General features: G+C 67.2%; 17 protein-coding genes. 14 read left to right on the top strand and 3 right to left on the bottom strand.

The window, feature by feature from the left end:
* Positions 1 to 2: 2 nt before the first annotated feature.
* Positions 3 to 359: a hypothetical protein gene (locus ASC94_RS27675; protein ID WP_056404001.1), complete on the bottom strand. Its 357-nt coding sequence runs from the start codon at positions 357 to 359 to the stop codon at positions 3 to 5.
* Positions 360 to 475: 116 nt separating this feature from the next.
* Between ASC94_RS27675 and ASC94_RS27670 the strand changes: the two genes are divergently transcribed.
* From ASC94_RS27670 to ASC94_RS27660, 3 genes are all read left to right on the top strand, one after another.
* Complete coding sequence (locus ASC94_RS27670; protein WP_082616892.1) at positions 476 to 1,159, top strand: DUF4142 domain-containing protein; 684 nt, start codon at positions 476 to 478, stop codon at positions 1,157 to 1,159.
* A gap of 136 nt (positions 1,160 to 1,295) precedes the next feature.
* Positions 1,296 to 2,267, top strand: coding sequence for an AEC family transporter (locus tag ASC94_RS27665; protein ID WP_056403999.1), 972 nt, complete (start codon positions 1,296 to 1,298; stop codon positions 2,265 to 2,267).
* A 72-nt stretch (positions 2,268 to 2,339) separates the two neighbouring features.
* A complete protein-coding gene (locus ASC94_RS27660; protein ID WP_056403998.1) occupies positions 2,340 to 5,159 on the top strand; it encodes a diguanylate cyclase in 2,820 nt (939 codons plus the stop codon).
* A 220-nt stretch (positions 5,160 to 5,379) separates the two neighbouring features.
* On the opposite strand, the gene ASC94_RS27655 is transcribed toward ASC94_RS27660, so the two are convergent.
* Positions 5,380 to 5,841, bottom strand: a complete 462-nt coding sequence (locus ASC94_RS27655; RefSeq protein ID WP_056403996.1) for an OsmC family protein — start codon at positions 5,839 to 5,841, stop codon at positions 5,380 to 5,382.
* 52 nt (positions 5,842 to 5,893) lie between these two features.
* On the opposite strand from ASC94_RS27655, the gene ASC94_RS27650 reads away from it, so the two are divergent.
* The 6 genes from ASC94_RS27650 (at position 5,894) to ASC94_RS27625 (ending at position 13,433) form a co-directional block, all read left to right on the top strand.
* Entirely contained in the window at positions 5,894 to 6,469 is a 576-nt protein-coding gene (locus ASC94_RS27650) for a DNA-3-methyladenine glycosylase I (protein WP_056403993.1), read from the top strand.
* Entirely contained in the window at positions 6,454 to 8,550 is a 2,097-nt protein-coding gene (gene mnmC, locus ASC94_RS27645; RefSeq protein WP_082616891.1) for an FAD-dependent 5-carboxymethylaminomethyl-2-thiouridine(34) oxidoreductase MnmC, read from the top strand. The genes ASC94_RS27650 and mnmC overlap by 16 nt, the downstream gene beginning before the upstream one ends.
* 39 nt (positions 8,551 to 8,589) lie before the next feature.
* Positions 8,590 to 9,348: a sensor histidine kinase KdpD gene (locus ASC94_RS27640; RefSeq protein ID WP_056403991.1), complete on the top strand. Its 759-nt coding sequence runs from the start codon at positions 8,590 to 8,592 to the stop codon at positions 9,346 to 9,348.
* Positions 9,349 to 9,359: 11 nt separating this feature from the next.
* The gene (locus tag ASC94_RS27635) at positions 9,360 to 11,111 is read left to right on the top strand and encodes a tetratricopeptide repeat-containing response regulator (RefSeq protein ID WP_056403989.1); all 1,752 of its coding nucleotides are present in this window, start codon (positions 9,360 to 9,362) and stop codon (positions 11,109 to 11,111) included.
* Between the two features lie 71 nt (positions 11,112 to 11,182).
* Positions 11,183 to 11,398: a hypothetical protein gene (locus ASC94_RS27630; RefSeq protein WP_056403987.1), complete on the top strand. Its 216-nt coding sequence runs from the start codon at positions 11,183 to 11,185 to the stop codon at positions 11,396 to 11,398.
* Between the two features lie 88 nt (positions 11,399 to 11,486).
* Complete coding sequence (locus ASC94_RS27625; RefSeq protein WP_056403986.1) at positions 11,487 to 13,433, top strand: S9 family peptidase; 1,947 nt, start codon at positions 11,487 to 11,489, stop codon at positions 13,431 to 13,433.
* 49 nt (positions 13,434 to 13,482) lie between these two features.
* Here ASC94_RS27625 and ASC94_RS27620 read toward each other — a convergent pair whose 3' ends face one another.
* Complete coding sequence (locus ASC94_RS27620) at positions 13,483 to 14,301, bottom strand: PhaM family polyhydroxyalkanoate granule multifunctional regulatory protein (protein ID WP_082616890.1); 819 nt, start codon at positions 14,299 to 14,301, stop codon at positions 13,483 to 13,485.
* A 90-nt stretch (positions 14,302 to 14,391) separates the two neighbouring features.
* Between ASC94_RS27620 and ASC94_RS27615 the strand changes: the two genes are divergently transcribed.
* From ASC94_RS27615 to ASC94_RS27595, 5 genes are all read left to right on the top strand, one after another.
* Positions 14,392 to 15,603 carry a DUF3108 domain-containing protein gene (locus tag ASC94_RS27615; protein WP_056403982.1) on the top strand — a complete coding sequence of 404 codons (1,212 nt, stop codon included), beginning with the start codon at positions 14,392 to 14,394 and terminating at the stop codon, positions 15,601 to 15,603.
* A 2-nt stretch (positions 15,604 to 15,605) separates the two neighbouring features.
* Entirely contained in the window at positions 15,606 to 16,397 is a 792-nt protein-coding gene (locus ASC94_RS27610; RefSeq protein ID WP_056403980.1) for a DUF3108 domain-containing protein, read from the top strand.
* Between the two features lie 98 nt (positions 16,398 to 16,495).
* Positions 16,496 to 17,866, top strand: a complete 1,371-nt coding sequence (locus tag ASC94_RS27605) for a hypothetical protein (protein ID WP_157201617.1) — start codon at positions 16,496 to 16,498, stop codon at positions 17,864 to 17,866.
* Positions 17,859 to 18,638, top strand: coding sequence for a hypothetical protein (locus ASC94_RS27600; RefSeq protein WP_056403976.1), 780 nt, complete (start codon positions 17,859 to 17,861; stop codon positions 18,636 to 18,638). The genes ASC94_RS27605 and ASC94_RS27600 overlap by 8 nt, the downstream gene beginning before the upstream one ends.
* A 3-nt stretch (positions 18,639 to 18,641) precedes the next feature.
* Positions 18,642 to 21,467 carry an ATP-binding protein gene (locus ASC94_RS27595; RefSeq protein WP_056403974.1) on the top strand — a complete coding sequence of 942 codons (2,826 nt, stop codon included), beginning with the start codon at positions 18,642 to 18,644 and terminating at the stop codon, positions 21,465 to 21,467.
* Positions 21,468 to 21,530 lie beyond the last annotated feature (63 nt).

The raw sequence follows: 21,530 nt of genomic DNA, 5'->3' as shown, positions 1-21,530 counted from the left end.
GCTTAATCCTTCACGACGTGCCATACGTCCTTGACGTTGTCGCCGCTGCGGTCGCCCGCCTTCGCGTCCTTGACGAAGGTGTACAGCGGCTTGCCCTTGTAGGCCAACTGCCTGCTGCCGTCTTCGCGCGTGACCACCGAGTAGGGTTCGGCCACTTTTTCCGGCGCGGCCACGGCCGGCCAGTTCTGGATGCATGGCCCGCTGCACGCGCTTTTGCCGCTGCCGGCCACGTCCTTGTCGAAGGTGTAGACGGTCATGCCGGTGCCGGTAACGAGCACGCCGCCGTCCTTTTTCAGGTCCTGGGCGTGGGCGGCCGCGCCGGCGAATAGTAGGGCGGCGAGGGCGATGGTGGTTTTCATGGTTGTCTCCTGGTTGGGGTGAATGGGTGCAACAATTGCGTATACGTAAGCTGCGGCCCGTTTATTCCATCCCGCGTAAAATTTTTTCTCCACACCTTCAAGGATAGGAGATCCCCATGAACAAGGCAAAACTGGCATTGATGACCGCAGCCCTGCTGGGCGCACTGTCGGCGCAGGCGCAGAACCTGGCCAAGTCGGACCAGCAGATGCTGCTGCAGCTGGCGCAAGGCAATATGGCGGAAATCGAAGCAGGCAAGATTGCGCTGCAAAAGTCCCAGAATACCGAAGTGAAGGCCTTTGCGCAGCAAATGATCGACGACCACACCAAGGGGCTGCAGGAGGTGCAGAGCGTGGCGCAGAGCAAGGGCGTGACCTTGCCGAGCGAGCCGGACGCCAAGCACAAGGCCATGGCTAGCAAGCTCAACAATCTGTCGGGCGACGCGTTCGACCGCACCTATCTGAGCCAGGCCGGCGTGTCGGACCATAAGAAGACCCACGCCCTGGTGCAGAAAGTGCAGTCCAACGCCAAGGATGCCGACGTGAAGGCGCTGGCCGCCAAGCTGGAGCCCACCGTGGCGCAGCACCTGACGCACGTGACGCAGCTCAACGCCAGCATCAAGGGCGGCGGCACCGCCAGCGGCAGCAGCGGCGCCGAGGGGGCCACCGGCAGCGGCGGCGACGCCAAGGCGGATAGCGGCGCCAAGCGTTCGCGCGCCATGCCCGACAAGGCCAGCGGCAACACCGACAACCCTGAAAACAAGCAGAATCCGACCACCCAGCCGCCGGCGCCGATCAAGTAAGCCGCGAGATCAGGCGTGAAGATCAGGCGTGAAATCGGGCGTGAAATCAGGCGTGAAATCAGGCGCCAGGAAGCGGGCGGCGGGCCGCTGAAATAACGCCGCTGCGCGTCGGCAAGCATGGGTACAATGGCTGCCCATGCTTGCCATTCTTTCCGTCACTTTTCCTTTCTTTGCACTGGTGCTGTGCGGCTACCTGGCCGTGCGCCGCGGCATGCTGCCGCAGCTGGCCATTCCCGGCTTGAACAGTTTCGTGCTGTACTTCGCGCTGCCGTGCATGCTGTACCGCTTCGGTTCGGCCACGCCGGTTGCCCAGTTGCTGGACGTGGGTGTGTTCAGCGTCTACCTGCTCTGTGCGCTGGTCATGGTGGGCATCGCCATGGCGGCCACCGTGCGCCGCGCCGGCTGGAACGACGCCGCCTTCGGCGCGCTGGTGACAGCCTTCCCGAATACCGGCTTCATGGGCGTGCCGCTGCTGCTGGCACTGCTGGGGCCGCGCTCGTCGGGGCCGGCCATCGTGGCCATCGTGGTGGACATGATCATCACCAGTTCGCTGTGCATCGCCTTGTCGCGCATGGGCAGCGGCGCCGGGCGCGCGGCGCTGGGCAGGGCGCTGCGCGGCGTGGCCGGCAACCCCATGCCCTGGGCCATCGCGCTGGGCGGGCTCAGTTCGGCGGCCGGGCTGGCCTTGCCCAAGCCGGTGCTGCAAACGGTCGGTCTGCTGGCGGACGCGGCGTCCCCGGTGGCGCTATTTACCATCGGCGGCGTGCTGGCGCGCTCGCAGCTGAACGCGCGCGCGGCGGACGCAGCGCGCCCCGGGGGCGGCGGGGGCGCCGGTGGTGCCGACCATCTGCCGCTGGCGCTGATGAAGCTGCTGCTGCACCCGCTGCTGGTGGCCGGCGCCGGCCACGCCGCCATCGCGCTGGGCCTGCCGCTGGACCCGGCCGCGCTAACCGTCATCGTGCTGGTGGCCTGCCTGCCCAGTGCCAGCAACGTGGCGCTGCTGTCAGAGCGCTTCGGCGCCAACACCGGCCGCATTGCGCGCATTATCCTGGTTTCAACTAGCTTGTCTTTTTTGACATTTTCGGCGGCCGTCGCTGTGCTGCGCTGAACTGTGGAATAATGCGGCATTGCGCATAGTGCGTTGCGGCAATATGGTAGAGAAGGACACGATGTAGTGGACATGTTTGCGCTCGATGAAGAAGTGGCGCGCCGGGATGCGGAGTTACCTTCCTTGCAAGAGGACGAGCGCCTGCTGTGCCTGGCGGAGCTGGCCTGGCATCTGCGTCAGCGCGACGTCGGGCGCGCCCGTGCGCTGGTGGCCGAGGCCATGCCGATGCTGGCGGCGGCCCAGCCCGGGCAGGCCGCCGCGCTGGCCGCGCGCTTCCAGCTGGTCGAGGCCGAAGCGCGCTGGCTGCACGGCCAGCTGGATGCCGGCCAGGACCTGGCCACGCAAGCGCTGCACGCCTTCGAGCGGCTGGGCGACATGCTGGGCTGTGCCGACGCGCACTGGCTGCTGGCCTGGATCGCCACCGACCGCGGCGATTCCGCCGCCTGCGACGCCGAACTGGCCATCGCCTCGGCTGACGCACGCGCCGGCGGCGACTTGATGCGCGCCGACATCATCGATGCCGCGGCCGCCATCTTCAGCGTGTTCCACAGCCTGCAGGAAGCCACCCAGCGCTGGGGCCAGCGCTTCCCGCCCGACGCCGCGTTCGCCCCCGGCATCCATCCGGCGGTGTCCGGCTGGATCAGCGACTTCGACGGCATCGCCACCTTCCAGGCGGCCGACTTCGGGCGCGCCGTGAGCCGCCTGATGGTGGCGTTCGAGGCGGCCATCGCCACCGGCCAGGTGCGCCGCGCCACCATCATCGCCACCAACATCGGCAACGGCTTCACCAGCCTGAACGCGCACGACGCGGCGCTGGAATGGATGCAGCGCGGCCTGGCGCTGGCGCGTCCCACCGGCTGGCCGATGAGCATCGGCTCCTGCCTGATGCAGACTGCCGAAACCCTGCGCCAGCTGGGCCAGCGCGAAGCGGCGCGGGAACTGCTGCGGGAAGCCATCGGCCTGCTGGAACCCTTGTGCGGCTCGCGCGCCTACGCCGTGTCGCTGGAATACCAGGGCGACCTGGCGCTGGACCTGGGCGATGCGCCCGGCGCGCTGCGCAGCTTCACCCTGCTGGAACAGCGCGGCGACTCGCTGGGCCAGAGCGACTTCAAGAGCGGCGCGCGGCGCGGCCAGGCGCATGCGCTGTCGCAGCTGGACCGGCCGCAGGATGCGCTCTCGGTGGCGCTGTCGGCGCTGTCGCTGGCCAGCGAGCAGGGCGACGTCTACAACCAGATCGCCGCGCTGCGCGTGCTGGCGCAGATCCACGCGCGCCATCCCTTGCCGCAGCCGCTGGGGATGTCGGCGCCGAACGCCGTGCTGCATTACCTGCAGCTGGCCATGAACCTGGCCGCTACCATTGCCGGCTACGCGGTTCCGGCCGCGCTGCTGGACGCCGCCGCGCGCGAATACGCCGCCACCGGCGACCACGCGCGCGCCTACCAGATCGCGGTGCAGGCCAACGCCGCGCGCGACCGCACCCACAGCCAGGACGCCACCAACCGCGCCATCGCCATGCAGGTGCAGCACCAGACCGAACGCGCGCAGACCGAGGGCGAGCACCACCGCCAGCTGGCGGCGGCCGAGGCCCAGCGCGCCGAAGTGCTGCAGCAGACCAACGCCACCCTGGCCCACCTGAGCGCCATCGGCCAGGAGATCACTGCCCACCTGGACGCGGAGGCCGTGTTCCGCGCGCTGGACCGCCACGTGCACGGCCTGCTGGACGCCACCCACTTCTCCATCTTCATGCTGGAGCCGGACGGCGAGCACCTGCGCTGCGCCTTCGGCATCGAAGCGGGGCAGGAGCTGCCGGCCTCGCGCTTCGCCCTGTCGGACCCCAACGCGAACTCGGTGCGCAGCGTGCGCGAGCGGCGCGAGATCCTGATCGAGATCGACGAGGACGGCGCCACGCCCTACCTGATTCCCGGCACCTTGCCGACGCTGAGCCTGCTGTTCGCGCCGCTGGCGGTGGGGGAGCGCGTGCTGGGCGTGATGACGGTGCAGTCGCTGCACGCGCGGGCCTACGGTGAGCGCGAGCGGCTGATTTTCCGCACCCTGTGCGCCTACGGCGCCATTGCGCTCGACAACGCCAGCGCCTACCGGCAGGTGGCCGCCACCCAGGCGCAGCTGCTGGAAAAAAACGTGGAGCTGGAGCGCGCCTACAAGGCGCTGGAGGAGGTCAGCCTGACGGACCAGCTGACCGGCCTGCGCAACCGCCGCTTCTTCCTGCAGCACGTGGACGCGGACGTGGCCATGGCGCTGCGCCAGTACGACTGTCCGGACGGCGCGGGCCATGAGCGGCTGGCCTGCATGGACAAGGACCTGGTGTTCTTCATGGTGGACCTGGACCACTTCAAGGAAGTGAACGACCGCTACGGCCATGCGGCCGGGGACGCGGTGCTGGTGCAAATGCAGGAGCGCCTGCGCGAGGTGTTCCGCGAGTCCGACTATTTGATACGCTGGGGCGGCGAGGAATTCCTGGTGCTGGCGCGCGCCACCGACCGCGAGGAAGCCAAGGTGGTGGCTGAGCGCATCCGCAGTGCAGTGGCGCTGCGCGAGTTCCGCCTGCCGGACGGCAGCCCGCTGCGCAAGACCTGCTCGATCGGCTACGCATGCTTCCCCTTCCTGCCGTCGCAGCCGCGTTTGCTGACCTGGTCGCAGGTGGTGGAGCTGGCCGACATGGGCTTGTACATCGCCAAGCACTCGGGCCGTGATGCGTGGGCCGCGCTCTACAGCACGCCGGCCACGCAGCCGGAGAACCTGTTCCAGCGCATGATGAAGCAGCTGGAGCAGACCGTGGCCAGCGGGCAGGTGAAGATCGTTACCAATCTGGCGCAGCCGCCCAACCTGGGCGGGGAGCGGCGCCGCGTGGGCTTGTCCAGCGACCTGGCCTGATCCGGCGGGTTACGCTGCGCTAACCCGCCCTACGGGTCTCGCGGGCCGCACGGGGCGCGTCAGGCGCGCAGTGCCGTAAACCGCCGTTATCATGGTGCTCCCGGGCCGGTGAGGGGCGGGTTGGGCGGGCGGCTCGTAAGCCGCCGTTACCAAGTTGCTCCCAGGGCCGCTACGCACAGGCACGTAGGGCGGGTTAGGCGCGCAGCGCCGTAACCCGCCGTTACACCGGATCCTCGATCGTGATCTCCGCGCGCAGCGAATTGGCGATATAGCACTTCTCGTGCGCCTCGTGGTGGATGGCGGCCAGCTCGTCCTCGTCCGGCCAGTCGCTGCCGGCGAACACGATGGCGGGACGCAGCGTGATGCTGGTCATGGCCATGCGGCCGCGCGCGTCCTTTTCCAGCAGGCCGACCGCGTGGTCGGCATAGCTCTCCACCACGTGGCCGCGCCTGGCCGCAATCGACAGGAAGAACAGCATGTGGCAGCTGGAGGCGGCGGCGATCAGCGCTTCCTCGGGGTCCACATTGTCCGCGTTCGACATCGGCAGCGGCACCGACAGCGGCGACGACGAGGCGGGCACGCGCAGGCCGCCGTCGAAGATCCATTCGTGGGCGCGGCTGTAGCGCTGGTCGAGGAAGTTTTCCCCGTTGCGCTGCCACTCCAGTTTTGCTTCGAATTGCATGGCTGTCCCCTCGTCATGGATCGGAGCCGACATCTTAATGTAAACTGCGCCCATGAACCTACACCGCTGCAGCTGGGCCAATCCCGCCAACCCCAAATACATCGCCTACCATGACGAAGAGTGGGGCCTGCCTTGCCACGACGAACTGCGCCTGTTCGAGATGCTCAACCTGGAAGGCGCGCAGGCGGGACTGAGCTGGGAAACCATCCTGAACAAGCGCGAAAGCTACCGCGCCGCGTTCGACAACTGGGACGCGCGCAAGATCGCCGCCTACGGGCCGGACAAGGTGGCCGAGCTGCTGGCCAATCCCGGCATCGTGCGCAACAAGCTCAAGGTGGCGGCCGCCATCGGCAATGCGCAAGCCTATCTGCGGCTGGTGGAAGAGGGCAGTAGCCTGGACCGCTTCCTGTGGGCCTATGTGGACGGCAAGCCCATCGTGAATACCGTGCTGAAGCAAGGCGACCGGCCGGCCAAGACCGCGCTGTCCGACCGCATTTCGAAAGACCTGGCCAAGCGCGGCTTCAAGTTCGTCGGCTCGACTATCGTGTACGCCTACATGCAGGGCATCGGCATGGTCAACGACCACGACCAGGCCTGCTTCCGTCACGCAGAATGCTGCCAGCCGTGACCGGTCCCGGCCCCAGCCCCGGCGCCGGCGCCGGCTCCGGCTCCGGCTCCGGCCCAGCCTGTGCCCGGGCACGCCACGTGCTGCTGACCACAGGATTCGGCGGCGGCGAGCACTTCCTCGCCACGCTGAGCGCATGGCGTAGCGGCGCAGGCACCGCGCTTGCGCCGGCCGCCGCCAAGGCCACCGAGGCCGCCGCACTGGCACCCGCGTCCGCGCCCGCCGCCGAGACCGCCGAGACCGCCGACACCGCCGACACCGCCGACACCGCCGACACCGCCGCACCGCCGTCCGCATCCGCGCCGGCCGCGCGGGTGGCTGAGCAAGCCGCCATCCTGCACTACGTGGCGTTGCTGCCCGCGCTGCCTGCCGCGCAGGACGTCGCGTCCGAGCTGCGCGGCGGCTGGCCGGTCAACGTGCCCGGCTTGCACCGCCTTGAATTCGACGGCGGCCGCGTGGTGCTTGACCTCGCCGTGGGCGACCTGGACACCATGCTGCCGCAGATCGATGCCCGGGTGGACGCCTTTTACCTGCCCGCGCCCATCGCCGCCATGCGCGCGCTGGGCAAGCTCGCGCTCCCGGGCGCCACCCTGGAACTGCACGGCGCCGACGACGCCGCCCTCAAAGCCTTGCGCTCCGCCGGCTTCGAATGGCAAGCTCTGCCGCACTCGGGGTCAGGCCCCGGCGGTGTTGCGGAGCCCGTCATCGCGGTGCGGGCTGCCTTCACCAGCAGGAAGCCGCAGCCGCCGCGCGCGCCGGAGCCGGTGCGGCGGGCGGTGGTGATCGGCGCAGGCGTGGCAGGGGCATCGGTGTGCGAGCGCCTTGCCGCGCGCGGCTGGCAGGTGACGCTGATCGAGCGCCACGGCCAGCCTGCACAGGAGGCATCCGGCAACCGCTCGGGCATCTTCATGCCGCTGCTGTCCAAGGACGACAACATTCCTACCCGCCTGAGCCGCGCGGCCTACCTGTACGCCATGCGCCACTGGCAGCGCTTCGGCGGGCTGAACCCCGACGCCAGCCTGGCCGCCGCCGATGCCGATACCGATGCCGATGCCGATGCAGATGACGGTGCCGCTGCCGGTCCCGGTGCCGCTGCCGGTCCCGGTGCGGGGACTGGTGCGGGTGCGGGTGCCGGTGCGGCTGCCGGTGCGCCCGCGCCTGCCATCGCCGGCGCGCAGTGCGGCGTGCTGCAGTTGGCGCGCGACGCCAACCATGCGCTGCTGCAAAAGGAAGTCGCGGCCGCCTGGAAGTATCCGCCCGAGTTCGTGCGCTGGGTCGATGCACACGAGGCCAGTGCCCTGCTGGGCGCGCCCACGCCGGACGGCGGCTGGCTATTCAGCCAGGGCGGCTGGGCCAATCCCGCCTCCATCTGCCGCGCCATGCTGCACGCCTGCGGCGCGCGCCTGATCCGCATCTTCAACGCGGAAGCGCTGCAGCTGGCGCGCAGCGGCGGGCTGTGGCAAGTCCATGCCGGTGACGGCACCGTGCTGGCCGAAGCGCCCCACGTCATTCTCGCCAACGGCGCCGGCGCGCTGGCCATGGCGCAAACCGCCTGCCTGCCGCTATACACCATGCGCGGCCAGGTCACGCATCTGCAGGAGCAGGATTTCCCCCTGCTGCCCCTGGTGGTGTGCCGCGAGGCTTACCTGACGCCGCCGGTGCATGGCATCGTCAGCGTCGGCGCCACCTATGACAGCGACACCGGTTCCGCCTTGCGTGACGCTAGCCAGCAGGAAAATCTGTCTCGCGCACGCGACATCCTGCCCGGCGTGCTGGCCCACGATCCGCCGCTGGCGGGCCGGGTCGGCTTCCGCTGTATGGCGCCGGACCGGCTGCCGCTGGTGGGCGCGTTGCCCGATCACGGCGCCACCCTGCGCATGGAGCGCTTGCGCGACGTGCCCCGCCACGCCGGGCTGTACGGCCTGCTGGGCTACGCCTCGCGCGGCCTGATCTGGGCCCCGCTGGCAGCCGAATTGCTGGCCGCCCAACTGGAGCACGAACCGCTGCCGCTGGAGGCCAGCCTGGCCGCCGCGCTGGATCCCGCGCGCTTTCTGCTGAAATCCCGCCGTGGCGGGCAGGTATAATCGCTATTCAGAAATAATTGCCGCGTGGAGGCCTCATCTATGGAAGATCAAGCGGGCTCGCCCGAGCTGTTCCTGTTCCTGGCTTCAACGGCCCATGACATGAAGAATTCAATCAGCGTCCTCAACGGCACGCTGGAGAATCTGCTGGGCAATGCCGACGAGAACGACGCGAACCATCCCGCTTATCCCAGCCTGGCCCAGATGCTGTACCAGACCAAGCGCCTGAACGACAACCTGATGCAGCTGCTGGCGCTGTACAAGGAAGTGGGCAAGCCTACCTATCCCTTCGATCCGCACCCGCAGCAGGTGGCCGACCTGGTGCAGCAGGTCAGCTCGCAGGCCAAGGTGCTGCTGGCGTCCCGCCGCATCACGCTGCAGACGGACTTCCCGGCGGACCTGATCTGGACCTACGACGAGGACCTGGTGATCGGCATGCTGGTGCACGCCGTCAACAACGCGGTGCGCTACACCAGCGACACCATCCGCCTTGCCATCGCCGAGCGCGACGGCTACCTGGAACTGCGCGTGGAAGACAACGGCGCCGGCTTCCCGCAGGCGCTGATCGACGCGGGCGCCTCCGCCATGAGCGGCAACACCAGCGGCGTAAACTTCCTCACCAACAGCAGCGGCCTGGGCTTGTACTTCGCTTGCGAAGTGGCGAAGATGCACAAGCACCGCCAGCGCAGCGGCAGCGTGCGGCTGGAGAATGGCAATGCACTGAGCAGTAACGCAGTGAGCAGTAACGCACTGAGCGGCGCCACCCTGGGCGGCGGCTGCTTCGTGCTGCGTTTGCCGTGAGCGGAGGCCAGATGTCTTTCCCTACCGTCGCCCCCACCGTGCCAGCCAACATTACCGCCGCCATCGCCGCCATCGACTGGACCGACAAGCAGTACCTGATCGTCGACGATTTCGTCGGCATCCGCCAGTTGCTGCGCGAGTCGCTGCGCAACCTGGGCGCCAAGCATATCGACCAGGCCGCCAGCGGCGGCGAAGCCATGATCATGCTGGCCAAGACGCACTACGACGTGGTGCTGTGCGACTTCAACCTGGGCGAAGGCAAGAACGGCCAGCAGGTGCTGGAGGAAGTGCGCATCCGCAATCTGATGACGCCGTCCAGCGTGTGGCTGATGGTGTCGGCCGAGAAGAGCGTGGAGTCGGTTATGGGCGCCGCCGAGCACCAGCCGGACGCCTACATCATCAAGCCCATCACCGAAGGTGTGCTGCTGACGCGCCTGAACCGCGTGTGGCAGAAGAAGCAGATCTTCCGCGAAATCGACCAGGCCTTTGTGGAAAAGGATTACCTGCGCGCGGCGCGCCTGTGCGACGAGCAGATCGTCCACAACAAGCTGCACGAGGTGGACCTGCTGCGCATGAAAGCGGCGCTGCTGCTGAAAGCGGGCGAGCCGGAGAAGGCGCGCGCGGTCTACGAGCTGGTGCTGGAAGACCGCGACTACAACTGGGCCCGCACCGGCCTGGCCAAAATCCGCATGGGCAATGGCGACCACGAAGCGGCGCGCCAGATGTTCCAGGGCGTGATCGCCGAAAACCGTTTCTACATCGACGCCTACGACCAGCTGGCCACGGCCTTCCAGCTGATGGGCAAGCTGGAGGAGTCGTGCGACGTGCTGGAGAAGGCGGCCAAGCTGTCTCCCAACTCGGTGCCGCGCCAGCGCAACCTGGGCAACGCGGCGCTCAAGCTGGGCAATATCCCGCTGGCCGAGCGCGCCTTCCGCAAGTGCATCGCGATCGGCGAATACTCGATCATGAAAACGGTGGATGCCTACTTCGGCCTGGCGCGCGTGTGCGGCCAGAAGAATGATCCCAAGGAAGCGCTGCAGGTGCTGGCGACCGCGCAGCGCGAGTTCACCGGCGACCAGGTGCAGCTGCGCGCCAAGATCACCGAGGGCCTGGTGTACCACGAGAGCGGCGACTACCGCCGCGCGCGCAAGTCCGGCGACGAGCTGGAAGCCATGCTGAACGAAGACCCGGAACGCCCGGACACGGACACCTGCATAGAAATGGCGACGCTGCTGTTCGCCGTCGGCGTGAAGGACGCGCCGGCCGAGCTGCTGTGCTACGTAATCCGCAACAACCACGACAACACGCTGCTGCTGGAGGAAGTGCAGAAGATCTTCGACAAGGCGCGCATGAGCGAGGAGGGCGCGGCCCTGATCCAGGCGTCGCGCAAGGAAGCGGCGGACACCATGAACAAGGGCGTGCTGCTGTGGAAGACCGGCAAGCTGGGCGAGGCGGTGGCGTGGATGCGCGCGGCGCGCCAGGCGCTGCCGAATAATATGCGCATCCTGTTCAACTCGGCGCAGATCCTGATTTCGCACATGCAGCAGAACGGCTTCAGCCAGCAGCTCATGGACGAGGCAAACGGCGTGCTGATGCACGTGGACCGGGTGGCGCCCGGCCAGCAGCGCTTCGCGCAGCTGATCGAACAGCTGGCCTTGCTGATGCCGGTGCGGCAGCAGGCGCCGGCATCATCGGAAGGGGAGGCGGCGGCAGAGGGGGAAGCGGAAGGGCTGGAAGAAGACCAAGCAGAGCAGGACGAGTAGCTGTAGCGTATTGGCAACTTGTTTCCTGGCAGTTCAATGATTACACTAAAAACACAACGAGGAGAGAACCTATGCGCGACATCGCCAAAGAGGTCTACGAAAAAATGAAAGTCGGCGCCGCAGCCTGGATACGGCCGGTGCCAGTCAAGGGCGACACGCTGGAATCGTTCCAGTCGGCGCACGACGGCGCCAAGGCCCTGGCCGACGAAGGCTTGATCAAGATCGTCAAAATACAGAGGCAGGACGATGGCTTGATCGACGCCATCCGCATCCAGAAGCTGTCGTAATTTATGATTTGACAACGTAGTTCGTTCTTGCAACACTGGTGAACGCTGCCGTCAATCGGGACGGCAGACCATCCTGACAGGAGCGAACATGCGTCGTTTGAAAACTGCCGCGCGCCTCACCGTGCTGGCCCTGATGTTGCAAGCTCTTCCCGGCGCGATGGCGGCGCCGAAACCGGCTCCCCGCGCCCCCAAGCAGTACACCATCGAGCAGTTCATGGCGACCACGTCCATTTCGGGCGCCTCGTTCAGCAACGATGAAAAGAACATCCTGTTCACCAGCAATGAGAGCGGCATCCCCAACGTCTACACGCAGCCGGTGGGCGGCGGCAAGCCGGTGGCGCTGACCAAGTCCACCACCGACAGCACCTACGCGGTGGGCTATTTCCGCAACGACGACCGCATCCTGTTTACGCGCGACAAGGGCGGCAATGAGCAGAACCACCTTTACGTGCGCGAGCTGGACGGCAGCGAGAAGGACCTGACCCCGGGCGACAAGCTCAAGGCCATCTTCGGCGGCTGGGCCACGGACGGCAGCGCCTTCTACGCGCTCACCAACGAGCGCGACCCGAAGTTTTTCGACCTGTACCGCTACGACGCGAAGAGCTACGAGCGCACCATGCTCTACAAGAACGAGAACGGCATGACGCCGAGCGAGTTGAGCCGAGACGAGCGCTGGATTGCGCTGTCCAAGCCGAACACCACGTCCGATAGCGACATCTACCTGTACGATCTGCAAAAGAAGGAACTGAAACACATCACGCCACACCAGGGCACGGCCAGCTACAACCCCGCCACCTTCGATCCGGCCTCGAAGCGCCTGTTCTTCACCTCCAATGAGGGCGGCGAATTCAACACCCTGCGCACCTACGACCTGGCCACCGGCGCCATCGCCGTGCACGAGAAGGCGGACTGGGACGTGTTCGGCTCGGGCTATTCGCGCGACGGCCGCTTCCGCACCACCGTGGTGGACCACGACGGCAGCCAGGTGGTGCGCGTGGTGGAGGGCCCGGACGAGAAACCGGTGGCGCTGCCCAAGCTGCCGGGCGGGGAAATGCGCGGCGTGACCTTCTCGCCGAGCGGCAAGCTGATGGCCTTCTACCTGAACGGCGACCGCGCGCCGAGCAATCTGTTCGTCTACGACATGGCGTCCAGGAAGACCAGGCAGCTGACGCAAAGCCTGAACAAGGAAATCAACCCGGACGACCTGGTGGAAGCCGAAGTGGTGCGCTTCAAGTCCTTCGACGGCATGGAGATCCCCTCCATCTACTACAAGCCGAAGGGCCTGGCGCCCGGCGCGAAAGCCCCGGCGGTGATCTTCGTGCACGGCGGCCCCGGCGGGCAGACGCGGCGCGGCTATAACGCGCTGATGCAATACCTGGCCAACCACGGCTATGCCGTGCTGGGGATTAACAACCGCGGCAGTTCCGGCTACGGCAAGACCTTCAACACCGCCGACGACGGCAAGCATGGCCGCGAGCCGCTGTGGGACTGCGTGGAAGCGAAGACCTACCTGGCCAGTCTGGGCAATATCGACCCGGACCGCATCGGCATCATGGGCGGCAGCTACGGCGGCTACATGACGCTGGCGGCGCTGGCTTTCCGGCCGGAAGCGTTCAAGGTCGGCATCGACATCTTCGGCGTGAGCAACTGGGTGCGTACGCTGGAATCGATCCCGCCGTACTGGGAATCGCAGCGCAAGGCGCTGTACCAGGAAGTGGGCGATCCGGTGAAGGACAAGGAATTCCTGGTGGCGACGTCGCCGCTGTTCCACGCCGGTGAAATCCGCCGTCCGCTGATGGTCATCCAGGGCAAGAACGATCCGCGCGTGATCAAGCCTGAAAGCGACGAGATCGTGGAAGCGGTGAAGAAGAACAACGTGCCGGTCGAATACGTGGTGTTCGACGATGAAGGCCACGGCTTCAGCAAAAAGAAAAACCAGATCGTGGCCAACGCCAAGATGCTGGAATTCCTCGACAAATACCTGAAGCCCGGCGCCGCTGCCGGCAAAGCCGGCGTCGCGCAGTCCAAACCGTAGGGCGGATCAGGCCGAGGCTGCGCCTCGGCCGTAACCCGCCAGGCGCCGCCTACTCCTTGCCCGCCTTGGCGCCGCTGGCGCGCTTGATCGGCGCCTTGCGCGCGGCGGCCGCGGCGCCGTTCTTGCCGCCGTTGCCTCCGCCCTCCGCCCCGCCATTGCCGTTGCCGTCACCATTGGCCTTCTTCCCATTGGCCGCCTTGTCCTCCGCCTCCGGCAAATTCCCCTTGTCCGCCTTGGCCGGCGGATTGCCAGCCGCCGCACCGGCGCCCGCGTCCGTGGTCATGGCCGTGCTCACCGCCTGCTTGAACTGCTCCTGCAGCAAATTCCACCACGCCGCCGCGTTCACCATGGGCGCCGCTGCCGCGGCAGCCGCCTCGGCGTCCGACATCGGCGCCGCAGTCGGCTTGGCGGCCGGCGCCTCGGTCGGCGCAGCGGTGGCCGCAGCCGCCGGCTTGAACGGATCGGCCGGTGCCGCGCCCGCCGCGCCGGGCGCCAGCGCGTCGGCCGCATGCTGGAAGAACGCCGACGCATACGGTATCGACTCGAATAGCGACTTCTCCTTGCCCGCAGCCGGCTGCTGCTGCTGTACCGCGTCCGCCAGGGTCTTGCCCATGGATTTCAAGGTGGCGATGGTATTGCGCTGCACTTCCAGCGCCTGGATACTGCCGCGCACCATGCTGGAATTGAGGTTCAGCCACGCCTCCACGGCGCGCAAATCGTTGATCTTCTTGTCCAGCTCATCGACCGACAGCGTGGGCGCTGCAATCCCCGGCACCACGCCCATGCTGCCCCACAGGTTCTTCACGAAATCGAGCGTGTCCGTCATCACAGCGGCGCCCGGAATGTTAGGCATTTGAGGCATGGGCATGGCAGGTCTCCTATAGGGATGGTAGGTTAGCGTAGCAGATTTGACTATGCCTGTCAGCGAACCAGGCTTGACCCGCGTTAAACTACCGTTATGACGATTGTTTCCCTCCTTTCCCGGCGCCGCCGCGTACTCGCCTTGTGCGCGGCCACCGCGGCCCTGCACTTCGTGACGATCAACTGGCTGGGTTCACGCCTCGGCCCGCAGCAGAGCACAGCGGTCAAGCCCGCGCCGTCCGTCATGCAGGCGCAATTGCGCCTGGCGCTGCCGCAGCGCACCGCGTCCAGCGCGCCGCCGCCCGAACTCAAGCCGCTGGACCCGGCCGCAGCCAAGCCGTCCGTCAAGCCGCCTGCCCGGCCGGCGCGCAGGACGCTGCGCCCGGCGCCGCAGCCGCAGCAGTCGGTGGTGGCGGAGCCGGCGCCGCAGGACAGCGGCGCGCTGTCCGATCCGCTGGCCGGCATCGGGCCGGCGCTGGCTGCGCAGCCCGAGCTGGCGCAGCCGGGCGCCGCTCCCGCGCCGGCTGCCGTACAATCGCCGCCGGCGTCCGCGCCAGGCGCCGCACCGGCCACGCCGGGCGCCAGCGATAAGCTGGCCGCCGAGCAGCCGGTCCCGCAGTCTACCCGCCGCTACAAGGTAGACCTGCCGCCGTCGGCCGAATTCGAGATGGAACTCAAGCGCACCGACGCCAACGGCACCAAGTGGAGCGGCGTGGCGCACATGTCGTGGCAGACCGACGGCAGCAGGTACAAGGTGGGCATGGAGGCGGGCATCAGTATGCTGGTCACGCGCGTGAACCTGCTGGCGCTGGGCAGCGAAGGCGAGATCGACGACGCCGGCATCGCGCCGCTGAAGTTCACCGAAAAGCGGCGCGGCCGCGCGCAGACCGCCACCCACTTCGTGCGCAACGACGGCCGCATCACCTTCTCGGCCAGCGAGCGCAGCTACCCGTTGCTGGCCGGCGCGCAGGACAAGGCCACGGTGCCGTTCCAGCTGGGCGCCATCGGCCGCGCCGACGTGAACCAGTTCGGCAGCGAGATCGACATCCTGGTGGGCGACGAGAAGGACGCCAGCATCTACCGCTTCCTGCTGGTGGGCGAAGAAGAGCTGGACACGCAGCTGGGCCGCATCGTCACGTGGCACCTGGCGCGCCCGCCCAAGCCGGGTTCCTATTCGGCGCGGCTGGACATCTGGCTGGCGCCGGGCATGAACTGGTTCCCGGTGCAGATCCGTAATACCGAGGCGAATGGCGCGCTGACCACGCAGACCATCACCAAGATCACCCTGAGCGGCAACGCTGGAAAGTAAATATGCGCAACACAGTCATCCGTATCCTCCTGGCCTCGGCCGCCGCCGCCGCCGCCGCCGCCGCCGCCGCAGCACTGCCGCAGGCCGCCGCAGCGGCCCAGGGTGCCGCCCTGGCCGCCGCCGAGCACCCAAGCAGCAAGCGCGCCTTCAGCCTGCCGCCCTCGGCGGACCTGAGCTACACCATCAAGGCGCGCCAGAAGGGCCTGGCCATCAACGGCGACGCGCTGGTGCAGTGGCGCCAGGGCGACGGCAAGTACAGCATCGCCACCGAAAGCCATGCTGGCATTTTCGGCAAGATCCTGGAAAACCGCAGCGAAGGCGCGGTGGACAGCTACGGCCTGGCACCGTCCACCTTCCATGAAAAGCGCTTCCGCAAGGAGGCCACCACGGCCACCTTCAACCGCGACGCCAAGACCATCACCTTCAACAAGGGTGACGAGAGCTATCCCATCAAGGGCGGCGAGCAGGACCGCACCAGCGCGCCGTGGCAGCTGGCCGCCATCGCCCGCAGCGCGCCGGACAAGTTCACGCCCGGCTCCGAATGGGCCTTCTTCGTGGCCGGCCGGCGCGACGCCGAGCCGTGGGTATTCAAGGTGGTGCGCCGCGAGCCGGTGCAGACCGGCGCGGGCGAGCTGGAGGCGGTGCACTTCACCAAAAGCCCGCCCAAGGGCGACCAGGGCCAGCAGGTGGACCTGTGGCTGGCCCCCTCGCTCGACTGGTATCCGGTGCGCATTCTGTTCGACGACGACGGCGACACGGTGGACCAGCTGCTGGACAAGGTGACGCGCAAGTAGCCGGGCCGGGCCCGCCGAACTGCTATACTGACGCCCCCCGCGAGCATTGCCTGCGCGGCGTGTACAAAATGGCAACCCGGAGCAGAATGATAGACATAATGGCAAATGCGGCCCTGGCCGCAGACGCAAACCCCAACGACCAGGCAACGCAGGACGCCCTGCAGGCGCACTTCCAGCCGCACGTGGCGGTGGACGAGATCGAGCAGGTTTTCCACCTGAAACGCGCCCAGCCCCTGCTGCAAGTCTTCACGGCCCTGTTCCACGGCGGCTTCGAGGGCGTGGCAGTGCGCCTGCTGGTGCTGCGCGAACTGGCGTCCGACACCGCATCGTCGACCTTCTCGCGGGCCGACATCAACACCCGCCTGGCCTACCTGCTGCCGGAAAGCCTGGAAACGGTGCTGATGCGCCTGCGCACCAACCAGCTGCTGGCCTGGGACGCGCAGCAGGCCGTGTACCGCGTCACGCCCATGGCGCGCAACGTGCTGTCGGCCATCGACAGCCTGCTGAACCTGAACCAGAACGAAGACGAAGCCGAGATGGGCTTCCTGCTGTCCCAGGTGGCCGGCGCCCAGGCCGTGGGCGGCGTCACCGTGGAGCAGCTGCAGCACCTGCTGGGCCGCCTGGTGGACCTGACCGAGGAATTCCGCGACGCCATCGCCTCCGGTTCCGAATTCCGCCTGCGCGCCTCGCAGGAGAAGTGGCACATGGCCTGCGACTGGGTGGAGAAGGGCTCCGAGATCCTGCGCGCCATCACCTCCGACGCCAACGCCGACGCGGCCACGCACCGCGCGGCGCAGGCCATCGGCCGTGCCCAGAGCGCGCTGCTGAACATGCAGGGCATGTTCTCGCGCGCGCTGAACCAGATTGAACGCCAGCGGGTGCACCTGGGCCAGTCCGGCCTGTCCACCACCGACATCAAGCGCTGGCTACTGGCCCATGAAGACCTGGCCCAGCTGGCCGAAGATGCCATCGACCAGCCCGTGGTGCCCCTGTTTATTACCCCTGCCGAGATGATCGACGTGGCTGAAACCGAATTGCTGTCCGAACGCGCCGGGAACACGGCGCCAGGCGGCCTGCCGAGCGGGCAGGACGCGCCTACCACCGTCAACGACACCCCCGCCATGCAGCGCGAGCTGGATGACTGGCTGGCGCGCCTGTCCGATTTCGCCGCCCCCGCCAGCTTCCCGAACGGCGCCGACGGCGCGCCGCGGGCGAAGCCGGTGCACGAATCGCTGCTGCCGGCCAGCTTCGCCGTGGCGTCGTACCGCGCCTCGATGCTGCCGCTGCTGGGCGACCAGTCGGAAGCGAGCCTGCAGGGCGCCACCGGCAACCTGGCGCGCCTGCCGATCTCCTTCGAGCCGACCGACGACATGGTGCAGCTGCCCGACCCCGAGGTGGCCGCCATGAGTATCGCCTCGCTCTCTCTGAACCTCGATTTAAACCTGGACAAGGGAACCCAAGATGAATGACGATTCCCAGATCCTGATCGCGCGCCTGCTGACGCACCAGACGCTGCGCCGCGACGATCGCCTGGTCAAGCGCGTGCTGTCGGACGAATTGTTCCGCGCCGAAGTGGACCTGCGCCTGGCCAACTGCGGCATGAAGCTGCTCGACAACGTGTATGCCGACCATGTGACGCTGGCGCTGTCGCGCACCATCGAGCCGAAGATCTTCGGCGCGCGCGACGTCTGGCAGAACAACAACTTCGGCCTGGCGCGCGACGGCGTGGCCTTGCTGGTGGTGCTGTGGGCGCAGATCATCCTGCCCAAGCGCGAGCGCCAGGAAACCCACACCCACGCCGAGGATGACCAGGACGACATGTTCGGCATCGACAAGCCGCTGCCGCGCGCGGAAGACACCTCCATCGGCATCCCCTACAAGGCCCTGCTGGCCGACTTCGGCGACAAGCTGGGCAAGAAGACCCGCATGGACATGAACCTGGGCATCCTGGGCAAGCTGGGCTTCATCGAGCGGCGCGGCGACATCATCGTCGAAGGCCCGCTGCTGGATTTGCTGATGGATACCGACCTGCTGAAAGAGCGCATCATCAACGGCGCGCTGTCGGAAGTGTTCAAGCGCGCCCCGGCGCAGGTGGTGCACATTCCGCGCGCCGCGCTGGCCGAGGCGGCCGCCTCCGCCGCCGCTGAAAACGCCGCCATCGCCGCCGCTGCCGCCGACGCGGCCGATGCCGCCGCCGATGCAGCCGCCGACGCCCCTTCCGACACCCCGAACCGAGACTAAGCCATGTTTCATATCAAATCGCTAGAACTGGTCCATTGGGATTACTGGCAGCGCATCAAGAACATTCCGCTGGATGCCAAGATCATCACCATCGCGGGCCAGAATGGCTCCGGCAAGACCACTTTGCTGGACGCGCTGCGCACCCTGTTCGGCCTCGATTGCTCGATGGGCCGCACCTACAAGCACTACGCGCGCCACGCCGGACAGCAAACCTCCTGGCTGCGCGCCGTGGTGGACAACAAGGCCATGGGCAAGCAGCTGTCGAACCGTCCGTTCCGCAGCTCCGGCTTCTTCTCGGAAGATGAGGTGACGCTGTTCTGCCAGATCCAGAAGAACGGCGGCGACTGGAAGCGCCAGTACCTGATGCGTCCGGGCAATGTGCAGATCGAGGAAGTGACCGAGGCCAACGACTTCCTCGGCGTGGAAAACTACCGCAAGCGCCTGGCCAACGCCGGCCTGTCGCCGGCCATGGCGAAAGTGCTGGCGCTGGAGCAGGGCGAAACCGACAAGCTGTGCGAATACGCGCCGCGCCAGTTGCTGGACCTGGTGTTCCAGGTGTTCGGCGACAAGGAAGTGCTGGACGCCTACGACGAAGCCAAGCGCCACCAGCGCGACACGGAAATCGAGCTGAAACGATTCGAGGCCGAACTGGAAGGCTCCAAGACCAACCTGGAAGGCCTGCGCCTGCGCGTGGCCAATTACCACCAGTGGGAAGGGCTGACCAAGGAACGCCGCGAGCTGCAGGAGGAAGTGCTGCCGACGCTGGAGTACCACGAAGCGCGCGAGAAGCAGTCCAATATCACGCGCCAGCTGCGCGAAGCGCGCAAGCCGCTGATGCTGGCCGACCAGCAGCTGTCCGACAAGCGCGCCCACGTGGCCGCGCAGGCGCAGGCGTTTACCGAAGCGCAGCAGCACGAGACCGTGCTGGAACAGGAATCGACCGCGCTGCAAAGCCGCCTCAATTCCATCAACGCCAAGCTCAAACCGCTGGACAGCCTGCTGGAACAGAAGGCCCGCCTGCAGAAGCTGGCCGCCGACTCGGGCGCGGACATCGCCGCCGTGAGCGAGCAGCTGGAGCAGAAGGAAGCCGAGCTGGCGCGCCAGAAGCAGGGCCGCGACGCGATCATGTCGCGCATCGCGCAGGACAAGGCGACCATCTCCGCGCTGCAGGGCAAGACCGCCATGCCGGAGCCGGACAACGTGCGCGCCATGCGCCGCGCGCTGAACGACGCCAAGATCGGCCACGCCATGCTGTCGGACATCGTCGAAGTGACGGATCCGAAATGGCAGGGCGCGGTGGAGGGTGTGCTGGGCGGCTACGCCTCCGTGGTGCTGCTGGATAAGGCCAGCGACGCCGCAGCCGCCTACCGCCTGGCCGAGAAGGAACGCTACCGCCACTTCATCGTGCCGGACCTGATCACCGCGCCAAGCACCAAGGGCGACAGCCTGATGTCGGTGGTGAAGTTCTCCGACAAGGCGCCGGGCTGGCTGATCGAACAGCTGATGCGCATCACCCGCGTGGACTCGGTGGAGGAGGGCGCGCGCCAGAGCCATATCGAGGAATGGATCACGCCCGAGGCGTACCATAAAGAGCGCCGCGGCGGCCGTTCGCTGTTCGTGGAAGCCTCGCGCTACCGCTTCGGCGCGGCCGGCAAGTCGCAGCGCATGGAAGCGATCCTGAAGAACCTGCCGGCGCTGGAAGCGCAGGAAGATACCTTCACGCTCGCCATCAGCAAGCTGGCCTCCGAAGTGAGCGCACTGAAAGCCCGCCTGGCCGGCGTGGACGCGGCCAAGGAGCTGAGCGCGCGCCAGGAAGAGTTCGACGAAGCGGCGCGCGCCGCCGTGCCGCTGAAAGCCGAGCGCACCGAGGTCGGTTCGCGCCTGGGCGAGCTGCAAGGCCTGATCAAGAACGCGACCATCGCGCGTACCCGCGCCGACACCACGTGGCAGAACGCGCGCTTCAATTTGTCGGAATCCGAAGCCGGCCTGCGCCTGAACCACAAGCGCGTGATCGAGCAGCGCGCCGAGCATGCCAAGAACCTGCTGGCGCTGCGCCGCCAGTGGCGCCACATGCCGTACAACTGGCGCCGTCCCGCGCGCCGCCAGCGCCTGGTGGCCGAGTACGTCAACGCGCACCAGACCATCCTGCGCATCCACAGCCTGGAAGCGAGCCTGTCGCGCGGCGACTGGGAGCTGGACGCGACCGTGATCGACCAGTATGCGCGCCTGAGCGAGCAACTGAAGAACCGCGCGAGCGAGACGGAAGAGCGGCGCTACCAGAACAACCGCGCCATCGAGGCAACCACCAATGCGCGCGGCGCCTACATGGAGCGGCTGCGCTACACGATCAAGACGTACAGCAAGAACATCAAGGAGCTGGGCGAGCTGGCCAACATCGAGGTGCACACCGACCCGGTCAAGCTGGAGAACGACGACCTGGCGCTGTCGCAAGCCGGCCTGCACGTGCGCTTCAAGTTCGACGGCAAAGGGCCGATCGGCATGAACGACGGCGAAGCGTCCGGCGGCCAGCAGGTGATGAAATCGCTGGTGCTGCTGATAGGCCTGCTCAAGTCCGAAGACGGCTCGGGCGGCTTCGTGTTCATCGACGAACCGTTCGCCCACCTGGACATCCGCAATATCCAGCTGGTCGGCGAATTCCTGAAGAATACCGAAGCCCAGTACCTGATGACGACGCCGCTGACCCACAACACCGACGTCTATGATCCATCCGAGCTGACGCTGATCACCAGCAAAAAGAAAAAGGATACGCAATGGGCCCAGCCCATCTTCGTGCTGCAGCGCCGCACGCCCGACAAGGCCGCAGCGTGACCCTCCCGGCGGACCTTCCTGGTCCGCTTTTTTTTTGCCCGCCCGAAGCTGGGAGTGCAGCGT

This window comes from Massilia sp. Root418 (assembly GCF_001425265.1).
In the GTDB taxonomy this organism is placed as follows: domain Bacteria; phylum Pseudomonadota; class Gammaproteobacteria; order Burkholderiales; family Burkholderiaceae_D; genus Rugamonas.
The sequence above is the reverse complement of the archived record's forward strand: the minus strand, read 5'-3'. Positions and strand labels throughout refer to the sequence as shown.